The organism is Citrobacter sp. GW821-FHT02E08, from assembly GCF_059421685.1.
Genome location: NZ_JBWKVL010000001.1, coordinates 314,583 through 330,586, shown reverse-complemented (window position 1 = coordinate 330,586; position 16,004 = coordinate 314,583). Strand labels below are relative to the sequence as shown.

15 protein-coding genes are annotated in these 16,004 nt (G+C 55.2%); 6 read left to right on the top strand and 9 right to left on the bottom strand.

All coding sequences use genetic code 11. The annotated features are described in order from the left end of the window. Window positions 1-136: 136 nt before the first annotated feature. The 6 genes from AC07UY_RS01635 to epd form a co-directional block, all read right to left on the bottom strand. On the bottom strand, window positions 137-883 hold the full coding sequence (locus tag AC07UY_RS01635; RefSeq protein ID WP_192613425.1) for an oxidative stress defense protein: 747 nt from the start codon (window positions 881-883) through the stop codon (window positions 137-139). 93 nt (window positions 884-976) lie between these two features. Then, window positions 977-1,612, bottom strand: a complete 636-nt coding sequence (argO, locus tag AC07UY_RS01630) for an arginine exporter ArgO (protein ID WP_494700685.1) — start codon at window positions 1,610-1,612, stop codon at window positions 977-979. A 207-nt stretch (window positions 1,613-1,819) separates the two neighbouring features. Beyond that, a complete protein-coding gene (gene mscS, locus AC07UY_RS01625) occupies window positions 1,820-2,680 on the bottom strand; it encodes a small-conductance mechanosensitive channel MscS (RefSeq protein WP_494700627.1) in 861 nt (286 codons plus the stop codon). A gap of 190 nt (window positions 2,681-2,870) precedes the next feature. Then, window positions 2,871-3,950 carry a class II fructose-bisphosphate aldolase gene (gene fbaA / locus AC07UY_RS01620; RefSeq protein WP_203360044.1) on the bottom strand — a complete coding sequence of 360 codons (1,080 nt, stop codon included), beginning with the start codon at window positions 3,948-3,950 and terminating at the stop codon, window positions 2,871-2,873. Between the two features lie 92 nt (window positions 3,951-4,042). After that, window positions 4,043-5,206 carry a phosphoglycerate kinase gene (gene pgk, locus AC07UY_RS01615; RefSeq protein ID WP_203360043.1) on the bottom strand — a complete coding sequence of 388 codons (1,164 nt, stop codon included), beginning with the start codon at window positions 5,204-5,206 and terminating at the stop codon, window positions 4,043-4,045. A gap of 48 nt (window positions 5,207-5,254) precedes the next feature. Beyond that, a complete protein-coding gene (gene epd / locus AC07UY_RS01610) occupies window positions 5,255-6,274 on the bottom strand; it encodes an erythrose-4-phosphate dehydrogenase (RefSeq protein ID WP_203360042.1) in 1,020 nt (339 codons plus the stop codon). Window positions 6,275-6,649: 375 nt separating this feature from the next. On the opposite strand from epd, the gene AC07UY_RS01605 reads away from it, so the two are divergent. Genes AC07UY_RS01605 through AC07UY_RS01585 form a run of 5 tightly spaced genes read left to right on the top strand, consistent with a single transcriptional unit; the run spans window position 6,650 to window position 9,716 of the window. Next, the gene (locus AC07UY_RS01605; protein ID WP_494700626.1) at window positions 6,650-7,075 is read left to right on the top strand and encodes a PPC domain-containing DNA-binding protein; all 426 of its coding nucleotides are present in this window, start codon (window positions 6,650-6,652) and stop codon (window positions 7,073-7,075) included. Window positions 7,076-7,100: 25 nt separating this feature from the next. Next, the gene (locus tag AC07UY_RS01600) at window positions 7,101-7,679 is read left to right on the top strand and encodes an ECF transporter S component (RefSeq protein ID WP_203361210.1); all 579 of its coding nucleotides are present in this window, start codon (window positions 7,101-7,103) and stop codon (window positions 7,677-7,679) included. Continuing rightward, window positions 7,679-8,386, top strand: coding sequence for an energy-coupling factor transporter transmembrane component T (locus tag AC07UY_RS01595; protein WP_494700625.1), 708 nt, complete (start codon window positions 7,679-7,681; stop codon window positions 8,384-8,386). The genes AC07UY_RS01600 and AC07UY_RS01595 overlap by 1 nt, the downstream gene beginning before the upstream one ends. Next, window positions 8,374-9,051, top strand: coding sequence for an ABC transporter ATP-binding protein (locus tag AC07UY_RS01590; RefSeq protein ID WP_494660708.1), 678 nt, complete (start codon window positions 8,374-8,376; stop codon window positions 9,049-9,051). The genes AC07UY_RS01595 and AC07UY_RS01590 overlap by 13 nt, the downstream gene beginning before the upstream one ends. Further along, entirely contained in the window at window positions 9,045-9,716 is a 672-nt protein-coding gene (locus AC07UY_RS01585) for an ABC transporter ATP-binding protein (protein ID WP_494700624.1), read from the top strand. Before AC07UY_RS01590 ends, AC07UY_RS01585 begins: the two co-directional genes overlap by 7 nt. Before the next feature lie 56 nt (window positions 9,717-9,772). On the opposite strand, the gene tkt is transcribed toward AC07UY_RS01585, so the two are convergent. Continuing rightward, on the bottom strand, window positions 9,773-11,764 hold the full coding sequence (gene tkt / locus AC07UY_RS01580) for a transketolase (RefSeq protein WP_494700623.1): 1,992 nt from the start codon (window positions 11,762-11,764) through the stop codon (window positions 9,773-9,775). A 280-nt stretch (window positions 11,765-12,044) separates the two neighbouring features. On the opposite strand from tkt, the gene loiP reads away from it, so the two are divergent. Beyond that, entirely contained in the window at window positions 12,045-12,803 is a 759-nt protein-coding gene (gene loiP, locus AC07UY_RS01575; RefSeq protein WP_192613435.1) for a metalloprotease LoiP, read from the top strand. 72 nt (window positions 12,804-12,875) lie between these two features. Here the strand turns inward: loiP and AC07UY_RS01570 are convergent, their stop codons facing one another. Further along, window positions 12,876-14,516: a thiamine pyrophosphate-binding protein gene (locus AC07UY_RS01570; protein WP_494700622.1), complete on the bottom strand. Its 1,641-nt coding sequence runs from the start codon at window positions 14,514-14,516 to the stop codon at window positions 12,876-12,878. A 13-nt stretch (window positions 14,517-14,529) separates the two neighbouring features. Further along, on the bottom strand, window positions 14,530-15,999 hold the full coding sequence (locus tag AC07UY_RS01565; protein WP_494700621.1) for an aldehyde dehydrogenase: 1,470 nt from the start codon (window positions 15,997-15,999) through the stop codon (window positions 14,530-14,532). Window positions 16,000-16,004: the final 5 nt, after the last annotated feature.

Here is a 16,004-nt window from a genome sequence, read left to right as displayed (position 1 = left end):
TCACCATGGCATATCCTCATTCTGACGAAAAAAAAGACTGGATGCGGCATCCCACTTTTACAGTTGCTCACAGAATAAATGCGGGAAATAAGGAAAGAATTAAAAAAAACCCGGCAGTGGCGCCGGGTTTTGTCGATTATTGGGCTTTAGGGGGAGTTGCCTGTTGCTGCCCTGCGGCAGGTTCCAGCTGGAATACCACATCGACCTGATCGCCAAACTGGATGGTTGGCTGCTCATAGCTTTCCTCAGCCGATACAGCTGGCGCCGCATCCGCTTTCATCATCCGTACCACCGGGCTGGGCTGATAATTGGAGACGTGGTAGCGCACACTGTAGACCGGTCCCAGCTTGCTGTTAAAACCCGCCGCCAGCTGCTGAGCCTGATGGATTGCATCGTCAATCGCCGCTTTACGCGCCTTGTCTTTATATTCTTCCGGCTGCGCAACACCCAGCGAGACGGAACGGATCTCGTTCAAACCGGCCTTCAGTGCGCCATCCAACAGGGCGTTAAGTTTATCCAGTTGACGCAGAGTCACTTCAACGGTACGCACCGCACGGTAGCCTTTCAGGACACTTTTACCATTCTGATAATCGTAGTCCGGCTGCGTGCGCAGGTTGGCTGAGCTGATATCTTTCTTCGCTATCTGATTTTGCTCAAGGAAGGAAAGATACTGCGCCACACGCTCGTCCGCCTGCTTCTTGGCGGTTGCTGCATCTTTCGCCGCAACATTCACTTCAATCGCCAGGGTAGCGATATCTGGAGTCGCGTCCACACTTGCTGTACCGGAGGTCACAATGTGCGGTCCGGCAGGTAATTCATTTGCCTGTACCGAGATTGCACTGAATCCGACTAATGCCGCCAGGGCCATCATTTTGAACTTCACTGTCGCTCCTCCATGTTTCGTTAATCGCCCTGAAACTCAGGGCGCATGCAGGCAAGCTTAGCGGGTATCTGCATAATGTCTATCAGACCAGGCCTAAATAAAGAGGGCATGAACGTGCGCAACACCTTCTTTTGCCAGTTGAAAAGCGATAAACCACATCACCAACCCGACCAGAATATTGATCGTGCGTTGGGCTTTGGCGGTACGTAGTCTTGGCGCCAGCCAGGCGGCCAGCAGTGCCAGACCAAAGAACCAAAGAAATGACGCGCTCACCGTACCGAGAGCGAACCAGCGCCGGGGTTCGACCTCCAGTTGTCCACCCAGACTCCCCAGCACCACGAAGGTATCCAGATAAACATGCGGATTCAGCCAGGTTACCGCCAGCATGGTGGCGATGATTTTCCAGCGCCCCTGTTTCATCACTTCCGCGCTGGCGAGTTCCAGGTTACTGCTCATTGCCGTTTTTAACGCGCCGAAGCCATACCACAGAAGAAAGGCCACACCGCCCCAGGTGACCAGCGCCATCAGCCACGGCGACTGCATTAACAATGCGCTGCCGCCAAAGATCCCCGCACAAATCAGCAGTAAGTCGCTGACAGCGCAAAGTAAGGCAATCATCAGGTGATACTGCCGACGAATCCCCTGATTCATGACAAACGCATTCTGTGGGCCGAGCGGCAGAATCATGGCCGCGCCGAGCGCAAGCCCTTGAAAATAATAAGACAACACGTTAGACATCCCGAACTATTCATCTTTAGTGCAGACTATAGCGCGGCAAAATCATTAGCGGAAATTGATAATTTTAATCACATATTAGAGGAATTGATGGAGAGAGAAGAAAATGCCGGATGACAGCGAATGCTTGATATTGACGACGAAAGACTGGCTTTCCAGGCCTGATAGCATCGCGCCATCAGGCCATACGCGAACGTAAAATTACTCTGCTGCGCTCTCTTTCACGCGCTTGAAGTTGACGTCCATTTTCGGCGACGGGAAGCGAATACCCTGCGCATCAAACTCACGCTTAATGCGTTCCAGTACATCCCAATACACCTCTTGCAGATCGCCGCTGTTGCTCCAGGCACGCACCACGAAATTAATCGATGACGCGCCCAGCTCATTCAGGCGTACCGTCATTTCACGGTCTTTCAGAATACGAGCTTCAGACTGAATAATATCGGTCAGGATTTTTTTCACCTGATCAATATCGGAGTCATAGGTCACACTGATAATAAATTCGTTACGGCGAACCGGCTCACGGGAAAAGTTAATAATATTTCCGGCGATGATTTTACCGTTCGGGATCACCACGATTTTACCGTCCAGGGTACGCATGGTGGTGGAGAAAATTTGCACGTTAAGTACCGTTCCCGCGACGCCGCCCAGATCAACATACTCACCGGCACGGAAAGGACGGAACATCACCAGCAATACCCCAGCCGCGAGGTTAGACAAAGACCCTTGCAGCGCCAGACCAACGGCTAAACCTGCGGCACCCAGTACAGCAATGACGGAGGCGGTCTGAACCCCAACGCGACCCAGTGCAGCAATCAGCGTAAAGGCGATGATACCGTAACGAACCAGCGCAGAGAGAAAGTCCGCGACCGTCGTATCAATTTGACGCGCAACCATAAGACGGTTCACGGTATTCGACACGATACGCGCCACGATCATCCCGACGATGATGATAGCGATTGCAGCAACGATGTTAACGGCATAACTCAGCAGTAATGCCTGGTTGCGAATCAGCCAGGTGCCTGCACCGTTAATGCTGTCGACAACATTGAGATCTTCCATTCACTATTCCTTTTTTGCTTACCCAAACGGGAGAAATAAAGCCGGTCCCAAAAGACTGGCAGTTTGACAAGAGTAAACAAAAAGGACGGATTCTGCCAAGTTGATCACACATTCTGTACTGACAGTATCTTGAATTCATCATAAAAAAGGCCCGCAAATGCGGGCCTCGTGTCATGCAGAATGGCTTACATTACAGAACGTCAACCGCGTTCAGTTCAGTGAAAGCCTGCTCCAGACGGGTGATCATGGTTGCCTGACCAGCACGCAGCCATACGCGCGGATCGTAGTATTTCTTGTTCGGCTGATCTTCGCCTTTCGGGTTGCCCAGCTGGCCCTGCAGGTAAGCTTCATTCGCTTTGTAGTAGTTCAGAACACCTTCCCAGGTCGCCCATTGGGTGTCGGTATCGATGTTCATTTTCACTACGCCGTAGCTGACGGAGTCTTTGATTTCCTGAGCAGTAGAACCGGAACCGCCGTGGAAGACGAAGTTCAGGCTGTTGTGCGGCAGGTTGTGTTTCTTAGAAACATAGTCCTGAGAGTCGCGCAGGATGGTCGGAGTCAGAACCACGTTACCTGGCTTGTAGACGCCGTGTACGTTACCGAAGGAAGCGGCGATGGTGAAACGCGGGCTGATTTTGTTCAGCTCGGTGTACGCGTAATCAACGTCTTCCGGCTGGGTGTACAGTGCAGAAGCGTCCATGTGGCTGTTGTCCACGCCATCTTCTTCACCACCGGTGCAACCCAGTTCGATTTCCAGGGTCATGCCGATTTTGGACATGCGCGCCAGGTATTTGGAGCAGATTTCGATGTTCTCTTCCAGAGACTCTTCAGACAGGTCGATCATGTGGGAAGAGAACAGCGGCTTGCCGGTAGCAGCAAAGTGTTTTTCACCCGCATCCAGCAGACCGTCGATCCACGGCAGCAGTTTCTTCGCGCAGTGGTCAGTGTGCAGGATAACCGGAACACCGTAGTGTTCAGCCATCTGATGAACGTGATGCGCACCAGAGATAGCACCCAGGATTGCTGCGCCCTGAGGAACGTCAGACTTCACGCCTTTACCCGCGATGAAAGAAGCACCACCGTTGGAGAACTGAACGATTACCGGCGCTTTTACTTTTGCAGCGGTTTCCAGAACGGCATTGATGGAGTCGGTACCGACGCAGTTAACTGCTGGCAGAGCGAAGTTGTTTTCTTTTGCTACCTGGAACACTTTCTGTACGTCATCACCAGTGATTACGCCTGGTTTTACGAAATCAAAAATTTTAGACATGTTTCGTTGTCCTGTATCGTCGGGCCTTAGAAAATGGTGCGTGCTTGCAAAGCGCGCTGAAAATTGGGCAGGTTTCCCTGCCCTTAAATGACTTACTTCTTAGCGCGCTCTTCGAGCATAGCTACTGCCGGCAGTACTTTGCCTTCCACGAATTCGAGGAATGCGCCGCCGCCAGTGGAAATGTAGGAGATCTTGTCAGCGATACCGAACAGGTCGATAGCGGCCAGAGTGTCGCCGCCGCCTGCGATGGAGAATGCTTCGCTGTCTGCAATGGCGTTAGCAACGATTTCAGTACCTTTACGGAAGTTCGGGAATTCAAACACGCCTACCGGACCGTTCCACAGAATGGTTTTTGCATTCTTCAGGATTTCAGCCAGTTGCTGTGCAGAAGCATCACCGATATCCAGGATCTGCTCGTCTTCTTTAACGTCAGAAACAGATTTCAGGGTAGCCGCTGCGGATTCAGAGAACTCAGTCGCTACGCGAACGTCAGCCGGAACCGGGATGTCGCAGATGGTCAGCAGACGTTTTGCTTCATCAACCAGATCAGCTTCGTACAGGGATTTGCCGACGTTGTGGCCTTGAGCAGCAACGAAGGTGTTGGCGATACCACCGCCAACGATCAGCTGGTCAGCGATTTTAGACAGAGAGTCCAGAACAGTCAGTTTGGTAGAAACTTTAGAACCACCAACGATAGCCACCATCGGACGAGCCGGTTCTTTCAGTGCTTTGCCCAGTGCGTCCAGCTCAGCAGCCAGCAGCGGGCCTGCACATGCTACGTCTGCAAATTTGCCGATACCGTGAGTAGAAGCCTGTGCACGGTGAGCCGTACCGAAAGCATCCATGACGAATACGTCGCACAATGCAGCGTATTTTTTGGACAGCGCTTCGTCGTCTTTCTTCTCGCCTTTGTTAAAGCGAACGTTTTCCAGAACCACCAGTTCACCGGCTGCAACTTCAACGCCGTCCAGGTAATCTTTTACCAGACGAACCGGGTTAGACAGTTTGTCTTTCAGGTAGTTAACAACCGGCAGCAGAGAGAATTCTTCGTTGTACTCGCCTTCGGTAGGACGACCCAGGTGGGAAGTTACCATCACTTTTGCACCCTGCTTCAGGGCCAGTTCGATGGTTGGCAGGGAAGCACGGATACGCGCGTCGCTGGTTACTTTCCCTTCTTTAACTGGTACGTTCAGATCCGCACGGATAAAAACACGTTTACCAGCAAGATCCAGATCGGTCATCTTAATTACAGACATGGTGAATCCTCTCGTTGATTCTTAAAGTTTTGCAAGCGCTCACGCGCCTTACCTGAAACCAATAGCAGCCATAGCTAACGTTGTGTCGAGCATTCGGTTAGCAAAGCCCCATTCATTATCGCACCAGACCAGAGTCTTAATCAGGTGCGCACCACTCACGCGTGTTTGAGTCCCATCGACGATGGCACTGTGCGGGTCGTGGTTAAAATCTATCGAGACCAACGGTAATTCCGTATAGTCAACTATACCATGAAATGCACCTTGTGCTGCTTTTTGCAGCAACTGATTGACTTCATTGGCTTTTACTGGTTTTTTCACCGTCACGCTTAAGTCGATCGCCGTCACATTTATGGTCGGAACGCGAACAGCAATCGCTTCGAATCGATCGTTGAATTGCGGAAAAATTCGCGTAATACCGGCGGACAATTTGGTATCAACCGGAATAATCGACTGGCTCGCGGCTCGCGTACGCCGCAGGTCAGGATGATACGCATCAATCACCTGTTGATCGTGCATGGCCGAGTGGATCGTGGTGACGGTTCCGGACTCAATGCCATAAGCATCATCCAACAACTTGATGACCGGAATAATGCAATTGGTCGTGCAGGAGGCATTCGAGACAATGTGGTGTTCAGCCCGCAACTGTTCCTGATTCACGCCAAATACCACGGTGGCGTCGAGATCGTTGCTGCCAGGATGTGAAAAGAGCACTTTCTTTGCGCCAGCGGCGATATGTGCCTCGCCGTGCTCGCGGTTGCCGTAGACGCCGGTGCAATCCAGCACAATATCAACACCCAGTTCACGCCAGGGTAGCGCGTCGATACTCCGTTCGTGCAAAATGCGAATAGCATCATCGCCAACAATGAGTTGGTCGCGCTCCTGGCGAACATCCCAGGCAAAACGTCCATGGCTGGTGTCATATTTCAACAAATGCGCCATGCCTGCAGCATCCGCCAGTTCGTTGATTGCCACCACGGTGATTTCCGCCCGACGTCCGGATTCATACAAAGCACGAACCACATTACGCCCGATGCGACCAAAGCCATTAATCGCTACGCGTACGGTCATAGGTCTCCTGCAAGGCTATCCCGATTCAAATGAGGCTGACAGAGTAATCCAGCAAATCGTCGAGGAAAACCTTACCTGTCGCAAACTGCGACTGATTGATTATTTGTCGAACATTTAATCGACTGAAACGCTTCAGCTAGAATAAGCGAAACGAGGAATAAAAGGAATGATTGTCCAGCCAAAGAACGCAGTTATCTGACTTACGTCACATTTCGGCACCTGGACACGTCCGTTTTATTCCATATTCCAGAATTGCGAATAAGCGTAGCAAGATCTTTTCGTTGTCGCGTCGTAAATCCTGATTTATATCAGGAAGCACAGCCACCAGCGTCTATATTATCAGCTTTACGTCCGAGTCTCGGAGTCCCCCAAAATATGGCTACATCTCATCTCCCCTCGTCTGAAGCACGGTTTTATGCGCTGCGTTTGCTTCCCGGTCAGGAAGTTTTCACACAGTTACATGCGTTTATACATCAACACCAGCTGCAAGCCGCCTGGATTGCAGGTTGCACCGGCAGTCTGACCCACGTCGCCCTGCGGTACGCCGGACAGGAAGACACCACACTGCTTCGCGGAACCTATGAAGTGATCTCGTTAAGCGGCACGCTCGAACTCGCTGGCGAACATCTGCATCTCTGCGTCTCAGACCCAAAAGGCGCCATGCTGGGCGGCCATATGATGCCTGGCTGCACCGTTCGCACCACGCTTGAACTGGTGATCGGCGAGCTGACCGCACTGGCGTTTAGCCGCCAGCCTTGTGCGGTGTCCCACTATGACGAACTGGTTATTTCCCCCCGTTAATCCTTCACCTGGTAAGAGGTTCTTTATGGCGCATCGTCAATTTTCCAGCCAGTCGCTGGTGCTGATAGTGATTTCTATAGCCATCAATATGATCGGCGGACAGCTCATCAGCATGCTAAAACTGCCCATTTTTCTCGATTCTATCGGCACCCTGATAAGCGCAGTGCTGTTAGGTCCTGTCATCGGTATGTTGACCGGATTACTGACCAATCTACTCTGGGGATTGTTGACCGATCCTATTGCAGCAGCATTCGCGCCTGTCGCCATGGTCATAGGTCTGGTCGCAGGATGGCTGGCACGGGCAGGCTGGTTTCGCACATTACCGAAAGTCGTGGCCAGCGGCGTGGTGATTACGCTGGCGGTCACGCTGGTTGCCGTGCCCTTGCGTACCGCACTCTTTGGCGGCGTGACCGGCAGCGGCGCCGATCTGTTCATCGCCTGGATGCACTCTGTCGGCCAGAATCTGGTGGAGTCTGTCGCCATAACCGTGCTGGGCGCCAATCTGGTCGATAAGATCCTGACGGCGGTCATCGTCTGGATGCTATTGCGACAGTTGCCGCTTCGCACTACACGCCATTTCCCAACGATGTCAGCCGTGCGCTAATGCACCCGTTCACCTCGTTAACCCTGTGGGCATTGGCAGCCTGCTCCACGTTACTGCTGCCCACTGACGTCATACTTCCGCTCTACAGCGGAACCGCCTTTCTCTGTTTAGCGGGGGTGAAGGCCACACGCCAGCGGGCAAAATACGTTGCGTGGCTGATGCTTTCGCTGGGATTTGGCCTGTGGCTCGTGCACGGTGGGTGGTTGAGCGAGTGGATCAGCGGCAAGCCGCGCGACCCGCAGCGCTGGGCACAAGCCATCACGTTGTGGCTGCGGATTCTGGCGATAGTCTCTACGTCACAACTTTGGATGCAGTACGTGCCGGTTCGCCAGTTTATCCGCGCGCTGTTTGCGTCTCGCTTACCCCCTGGCGTCGCTTATCTGTTTGCGGGGCCGCTGCTGGTGGTAGAACAGCTCAGGCAACAGCTGTCGATCATTCACGAAGCGCAACGCGCACGCGGTGTGCCGCTGGATGAAGGCTGGTATCAGCGGCTTCGCGCCATGCCAGCGCTGATTGTTCCTCTGACACATAATGCCCTCAACGATCTGGCGGTACGCGGCGCAGCACTGGATATGCGGGCGTTTCGTTTACACCGACGCCGTACCACGCTATGGGCACCAGCGGACAGTACGTTTCAGCGTCTGGCGCGCTACAGTATGGTGTTTCTCATGCTGGCGGAAGCAGGAGTCTGGATATGGTTACGCTAGAACAGTTTTGCTACCACCCAACACAAACCACGCGCCCTGCGTTTAGGTTTAATTTCCACTGCGCAAAACCCGGTATGGTGGCGATTTTTGGTGATAACGGCAGCGGAAAAAGCACGCTGGCTCAGTTGATGGCTGGCTGGTATCCCGACTTTCTGCCCGGTGAGATTGCGGGCAAAGGCTCCCTTCTGGGTGCGCCAATCGGCGAGCGGTCTCTGGTGGAGCAGTCGCAAACCGTTCAGCTTGTCCAGCAGTCGCCTTACCTACAGCTTTCCGGTTGTACCTTTAGCGTGGAAGAAGAAGTTGCCTTTGGCCCGGAAAATCTCGGGCTCAGCGAAGCGGAAATCATGCGCCGCATCGACCATGCGCTCACTCTAACGGCATGTCAGACGCTACGCCATCGCCATCCCGGTACGCTCTCCGGCGGGGAGACGCAACGGGTGGTGATTGCCAGTGCACTGGCGATGCAACCGACGCTCCTGATCCTTGATGAAGCCTTCAGTCGTTTAACCGCACACGCCACCCAGTTGCTGCTGGAGCGTTTGCAGGACTGGGCGAAGGCGCAACAGGCGCTGATTATCCTTTTCGAGCGCAACCCTGAACCTTTTCTCGCCTATTGCCAACACAGCTGGCAGCTTCACAACGGAGAATTGTCGGCACAATGCTAACGCTAACGGAGGTCAATTATCGCTGGCCGGGAGCCTCAGACGATTGTCTTCGGGCAATCTCACTGGAGATCAAAACAGGCGAATGGCTGGCGCTGACCGGTGATAATGGCGCGGGTAAATCCACGCTGCTGCGAGTGATGGCCGGGTTGCTCTCCCCGTCATCCGGTTCCGTCCTCCTTCAGGGAAGACCGATTGCGCAACTGAAAAACCGTGAACGAGCAAACGTGTTCGGCGTCCTGTTTCAGGAAGCCGAAAACCAACTGTTTCACAGCAAAGTGTCAGACGAAGTCGCCTTTGGATTGCGGTTACAAAAACGACCGCCGGATGAGATTGCGCAACGCACCGCCGCTGCATTGCATTTGTGTCAGTTAGACGATGTTGCCGATGCGCATCCGCTGGATCTGCATACGGCGCAGCGCCGAATGGTCGCCGTTGCAAGCCTTGAGGCAATGGCTCCCGCCATTCTGATGCTTGATGAACCCAGCCGGGACTTTGACGCACACTGGTTAGCCGTCTTCGAAAACTGGCTCGATGTTTGTCACCAGCGGGGAACCAGCGTGGTGGCGATTAGCCATGACGCAGCATTTACACAGCGTCACTTTCCCCGGGTGGTTCGCCTTGAACAAGGTCATTTGTTAACCCCATTCCCGTTATCTTTATCCTGAAAGTTCAAAAAAAAACGGGCCGCCTGAGCGACCCGTTTTTAACGAAAACCACGTAATTACAGCAGCGATTTCGCTTTGGCAACGACGTTGTCAACGGTGAAGCCGAACTCTTCAAACAGCAGCTCAGCCGGTGCAGACTCACCGAAGGTGGTCATGCCAACGATGGCGCCGTTCAGGCCCACATATTTGAACCAGTAGTCTGCAATACCGGCTTCCACAGCAACACGTGCGGAAACGGCTTTCGGCAGAACGGATTCACGGTAAGCGGCATCCTGCTTGTCGAACGCATCGGTAGACGGCATGGAAACCACGCGCGCCTTAACGCCTTCCGCAGACAGTTTGTCCCATGCAGCCACGGCCAGTTCAACTTCAGAACCAGTAGCAATGAAGATCAGCTCAGGCTGGCCCGCGCAATCTTTCAGCACGTAACCACCGCGAGCGATGTTCGCCAGTTGCTCTTCGGTACGATCCTGCTGCGCCAGGTTCTGACGGGAAAGGATCAAGGCGGTCGGGCCGTCTTGACGCTCAACGCCATATTTCCACGCTACCGCGGATTCAACCTGGTCACACGGACGCCATGTGGACATGTTCGGGGTCACACGCAGAGAAGCCACCTGCTCTACCGGCTGGTGAGTCGGGCCATCTTCGCCCAGACCGATGGAGTCGTGGGTGTAGACCATTACCTGACGCTGTTTCATCAGCGCAGCCATACGTACGGCATTACGTGCGTATTCCACAAACATCAGGAAGGTCGAGGTGTACGGCAGGAAACCACCGTGCAGGGAGATACCGTTGGCAATCGCGGTCATACCGAATTCACGTACACCGTAATGGACGTAGTTACCGGCAGTATCTTCGTTGATCGCTTTAGAACCGGACCACAGGGTCAGGTTGCTTGGTGCCAGGTCAGCGGAACCGCCGAGGAATTCTGGAAGCCAAGGACCAAACGCTTCGATCGCATTCTGAGACGCTTTACGGCTGGCGATTTTGGACGGGTTAGCCTGCAGCTTAGCAATAAACTCGTTCGCTTTCGCGTCGAAGTCAGACGGCATTTCGCCTTTCATACGACGGGTGAATTCAGCAGCTTCCTGCGGGAAGGCTTTCGCGTAAGCGGCGAATTTCTCGTTCCATGCGGACTCTTTCGCCTGGCCTGCTTCTTTCGCATCCCACTGCGCGTAGATTTCAGACGGGATTTCGAACGGTGCGTGTTTCCAGCCCAGTTGCTCACGGGTCAGTGCAATTTCTGCATCACCCAGCGGCGCACCGTGAGAGTCGTGCGTACCGGCTTTGTTCGGGGAACCGAAACCGATGATGGTTTTGCACATCAGCAGGGACGGTTTGTCGGTCACGGCGCGTGCTTCTTCTACTGCGCGTTTAATCGCTTGTGCATCATGACCATCAACACCACGTACCACGTGCCAGCCGTAGGCTTCGAAACGTTTAGCAGTATCGTCGGTGAACCAGCCTTCAACATGACCATCAATAGAGATGCCGTTGTCATCGTAGAACGCAACCAGTTTACCCAGTTTCAGCGTACCGGCCAGGGAACATACCTCGTGAGAGATACCTTCCATCATGCAGCCATCGCCCATGAAGGCGTAAGTGAAGTGGTCAACGATGTCGTGACCCGGACGGTTAAACTGCGCTGCCAGCGTTTTTTCTGCGATAGCCATACCGACTGCGTTAGCAATACCCTGACCCAGCGGACCCGTGGTGGTTTCAACACCTGCGGTGTAACCCACTTCCGGGTGGCCCGGGGTTTTGGAATGCAGCTGACGGAAGTTCTGCAGCTCAGACATCGGCAGATCATAGCCGGTGAGGTGCAGCAGGCTGTAAATCAGCATGGAGCCGTGGCCGTTAGACAGCACGAAGCGGTCACGGTCAGCCCAGGACGGGTTCTGCGGGTTGTGGTTCAGGAAATCACGCCACAGGACTTCGGCAATGTCAGCCATACCCATTGGGGCACCCGGATGGCCGGATTTGGCTTTCTGTACTGCGTCCATGCTCAGCGCACGAATAGCATTGGCAAGCTCTTTACGTGAGGACATTTTGACTCCAGATCGGATGATGAAGGCCATACCCAAACGACTTGACGACCGCGCGTTTTGGGCTACGCCGGAAAAAAGTGCCAACAATGTAACCCAAGCCGCGTGCCATGTACATGGAGCATCCTTTTGCCGTTTCGGAAATCTCCTGAACACGCATGTATGTTGCGCAATCTACTCGCTCATTTATAAGGATTCTCTTTATACTTTGTCTAAATTCCCTGCTCTTCAACAGCGGGAAATTTCAGATGATGGCAATAATCATTAACGTGGAATAATCACAATGAAAATTCGTTCTGCATTACTAGCCTGTGGAATTGCATTCGCTCTGACCGGTTGTCAGAACATGGATTCAGGCGGGCTGATGACGTCTGGTAGTGAAGCCTTGCAGGCCTATAGCCTGAGTGATGCGCAGATCAAAACACTGAGCGACCAGGCATGCCAGGAGATGGACGGTAAAGCAACCATCGCCCCGGCCAGCAGTGAATACGCTAAACGTCTGAGCAAAATTGCGTCCGCGCTCGGTGACAACATCAACGGGCAGCCGGTGAACTACAAAGTGTATATGGCGAAAGACGTGAACGCGTTTGCAATGGCCAACGGCTGTATTCGTGTCTATAGCGGACTGATGGATATGATGACCGACAACGAAGTCGAGGCGGTGATCGGCCACGAAATGGGGCACGTTGCGCTCGGTCACGTGAAGAAAGGGATGCAGGTTGCGCTGGGCACTAACGCCGTTCGCGTCGCTGCAGCCTCTGCGGGCGGTATCGTCGGTAGCCTGTCACAATCGCAATTGGGCGATCTTGGCGAAAAACTGGTGAACTCGCAGTTCTCCCAGCGCCAGGAGTCCGAAGCGGATGACTATTCGTACGATCTGTTGCGCAAACGTGGGATTGATCCATTGGGGCTGGCCACCAGTTTTGAGAAACTGGCGAAGTTAGAAGCGGGCCGTCAAAGCTCTATGTTTGACGATCACCCTGCGTCTGCCGAACGTGCGCAACATATTCGCGATCGTATGGCGACAGACGGCATTAAATAATCGTTCCAGGGGGCAATATTGCCCCCTGTTCAGTCGGCCGGATAAAGCGTCAGCCGCCATCCGGCTTTTCTCTCAATACAACGTCTTCTGCGGCGGCCCGGCGAACTTCAGCGCGCCAATCTGTCCCATCTTCACCTCCACCACTGACGGCCCCGGTATCGCCAGCGCTTCGGTCATCACGGCATTAAAATCCTCTGCTCGCTCAACACGCCATGCCTGTAGCCCAATAGCTTGCGCCAGCAGGGTAAAGTCCGGTGTATGCAGTTCGTTGTAGTACTGCCGTCCGCCGAAGTATTTATCCTGAATGCCGCGCATCACGCCGTAGCCACCGTCGTTCATAATCAGCAGCGTGACGTTGGCTTTCTCCTGCGCCAGCGTTGCCAGCTCGCCCAGATTCAGGCTCAGACCGCCATCCCCGACCAACCCCACCACCTTACGCTGCGGGTTGGCAATCGCCGTGCCGATAGCCATCGGCAGACCCATACCTATCGCACCGGCGAGGGAGTGGATGTTCATCAGCGGGCCGTTAGCGCGGAACAATCGGCTGCCCCACAGACTGCCAGAGACAGTAATATCGCGGACCAGCAGGCCGTTTTCCGGCAGCGCCCGGGCGATGGCGTCGTTGAGTTTTGCATACTCGCCGCACTGCGTGCGCAGCTCCTGCTCCGCTTGAGCGACCGCACCGCTCACCCGCGCATCCCACTGTGCATCCCCCCACTCACGTCCCTGTACTTTCTCCGCCAAAGCGGCAAGCAGCGCAGAACAGTCGGCAATCAGCGTGTTGTCCATCAAATAGTTACGGCTGGCCGCCGCCGGGTCGATATCAATTTGTACGCGCGGATGCGGCAGCTCCAGCGTCCAGGAACGCGTTTCATTGCTACGCAGGCGCGAGCCCGCCACCAGCGTAAAATCACAGGCGGAAATGACCGCTTCAACGGACGGCGAGTTATGGAAGGCCCGCAGGCTGGCGCGATGGCTGTCCGGCAATACACCACGAGCGTGGGTACTGGAAATAACGGTCACCCCGGCATCGGCCAGCTTTTTCACCGCGTCTGCGCTACCCAGCGCCCCGCCGCCCAGCCACAGCAGTGGCAACTTCGCCTGTTTCAGCTGCGCCCACAGCGCATCCACCACATCGCTTGTGACGCCCGCCGCCGGAGGGGTTTGTACCGGTGCCGTCACCAGCGAAGCAGGGATTTTAGCGCTCTGAATATCGATCGGAATTTCAACCGAAACCGGCCCACACGGCGGCGTTTTCGCCTCCTGAATGGCCTTATGCAGAATCGCAATGGTCTGGTTGGCATTGCTGATGCGATACGCCCGCTTTGAGCTCGCCTTCAGGAAGGTGAGCTGGTCGCGCGTCTCGTGAATAAAACCGGTGTCGGCATCCAACCAGGCCTTTTCGACCTGGCCCGTTAAGTGCAGCAACGGCGTGCAGGCATTCATGGCTTCAACCAGCGCCCCGACCGCATTTCCGGCACCCGCGCCGGTGCTGGTCAGCGCCACACCAAGCCCGGAAAAACGCCCGTGGGCGTCGGCCATGGTGACCGAACCCGCCTCGCCGCGCGCGGGCACGAAGCGGATATTGCCGCGCTGGCCGACCGCATCGGCGATCGGTAGGTTATGGATAGAGATGACGCCGTAGATGGCCTCAACGTGATACTGCTCCAGCGTTCTGGCGATGGCGTCGCCGACGGTTATCATTTCGCTCATTGCTCACCCTTTCTCAGTCGCACCAGTGGTTGACGCTATTACCCGTCGCCAGATAAATGCTCTTTTGCTGCATCCAGGCCTTCAGCCCCTGAATGCCCTTTTCGCGGCCCAGACCGCTCTCTTTAAAGCCCCCAAACGGGGTCGAAATAGAGAAAACTTTGTAGGTATTAATCCACACCGTTCCCACCTCCAGCCGTTCGCTCAGGCGTAGGGCGCGGCCGGTATCACGCGTCCAGATGCCCGCCGCCAGCCCGTAGACCGAGTCATTAGCTTCGTGAATCAGCGCATCTTCATCGTGAAAAGGCATCGCCACCAGCACCGGGCCGAAGATCTCCTCCTGGCAGGCGCGAGCGCTGTTGTTCAACCCCTCAACGATCGTCGGCAGAAAGAAGCTGCCCGCCGCCAGTGCAGGATCCGCCGGGATCTCACCACCGCACAGCACGCGTCCACCTTCCCGCTTCGCCAGCTCGACATACTCCAGCACATGCTGGCGATGCGCTTCGCTAATCAGCGGCCCCACGTGCGTGTCGCGGTTGAAAGGATGGCCTACGCGCAGACTGCGAGTTAGCTCCAGCAGCCGCGCCATCAGCGGGGCGTAAACCTGTTCGTGAATAAACAGCCGCGAACCCGCAATGCACGCCTGTCCGGCCGAACTAAAAATGCCGTAGCAGATGCCGCGCGCCGCCTGCTCGATATCGGCGTCTTCCAGCACGATAGTCGGCGATTTACCGCCCAGCTCCAGCGAGGTGGGGATTAACTTTTCCGCCGCCACGTGCGCCAGATGGCGACCGGTTGTCGTACCGCCGGTGAAGGAGATTTTGCGCACCTTCGGATGGCGCGCCAGGGCGTCTCCGATCACCGAGCCTTTGCCCGGCAGCACACTCAGCAGGCCCGCTGGCAACCCCGCTCGTTCGAAAATTCGCGCCAGCTCCAGCGCCATTAGCGGCGTGGCCTCGGCAGGTTTCAGAATCACCGCGTTGCCCGCGGCAATGGCTGGGGCCACTTTTTGCATTTCGCTGGCAATCGGCGAGTTCCACGGCGTAATCGCCGCCACTACGCCGAGCGGTTCATAGCGGCTCAGCGTCAGCAGGTCCGGCTGGCGCGGCGTCGGCAGTTCGCCTTCCAGTAGCTCACAGGCGGCGGCGAAATAGCGGGCGGTTGCCGCCGCACTCATCACCAGGCCACGCGCTTCCGCCAGCGGCTTGCCGTTGTCGCGGCTCTGCATGTGCGCCAGCTCATCGGTACGGGCTTCAATGTCATCCGCTACCTTGTGCAGGATCTTCGCACGCTGGTGCGGCAGCGCGTTGCGCCACGTCGGCTCACGCCATGCGCGGTCCGCGCACTCAATCGCTTCCTGCAGATCGTCAAGGCTTGCCGCGTGCATCGTGGCGTTGATAGATCCGTCAGCCGGGAAGCTGCTTTGCATCATCTTTCCGCCGCCGTGCCGCCAGTGGCCGCCGATAAAAATCATTAATTCATCCATTTCAG

Coding starts and splice junctions, on each gene's coding strand:
- AC07UY_RS01585 (WP_494700624.1), top strand. CDS start 9,045: ATGCTAACGCTAACGGAGGTCAATTATCGCTGGCCGGGAGCCTCAGAC.
- AC07UY_RS01605 (WP_494700626.1), top strand. CDS start 6,650: ATGGCTACATCTCATCTCCCCTCGTCTGAAGCACGGTTTTATGCGCTG.
- tkt (WP_494700623.1), bottom strand. CDS start 11,764: ATGTCCTCACGTAAAGAGCTTGCCAATGCTATTCGTGCGCTGAGCATG.
- mscS (WP_494700627.1), bottom strand. CDS start 2,680: ATGGAAGATCTCAATGTTGTCGACAGCATTAACGGTGCAGGCACCTGG.
- AC07UY_RS01570 (WP_494700622.1), bottom strand. CDS start 14,516: ATGAGCGAAATGATAACCGTCGGCGACGCCATCGCCAGAACGCTGGAG.
- epd (WP_203360042.1), bottom strand. CDS start 6,274: ATGACCGTACGCGTAGCGATTAATGGCTTTGGTCGCATCGGGCGTAAT.
- AC07UY_RS01595 (WP_494700625.1), top strand. CDS start 7,679: ATGCACCCGTTCACCTCGTTAACCCTGTGGGCATTGGCAGCCTGCTCC.
- AC07UY_RS01600 (WP_203361210.1), top strand. CDS start 7,101: ATGGCGCATCGTCAATTTTCCAGCCAGTCGCTGGTGCTGATAGTGATT.
- pgk (WP_203360043.1), bottom strand. CDS start 5,206: ATGTCTGTAATTAAGATGACCGATCTGGATCTTGCTGGTAAACGTGTT.
- fbaA (WP_203360044.1), bottom strand. CDS start 3,950: ATGTCTAAAATTTTTGATTTCGTAAAACCAGGCGTAATCACTGGTGAT.
- AC07UY_RS01565 (WP_494700621.1), bottom strand. CDS start 15,999: ATGGATGAATTAATGATTTTTATCGGCGGCCACTGGCGGCACGGCGGC.
- AC07UY_RS01590 (WP_494660708.1), top strand. CDS start 8,374: ATGGTTACGCTAGAACAGTTTTGCTACCACCCAACACAAACCACGCGC.
- loiP (WP_192613435.1), top strand. CDS start 12,045: ATGAAAATTCGTTCTGCATTACTAGCCTGTGGAATTGCATTCGCTCTG.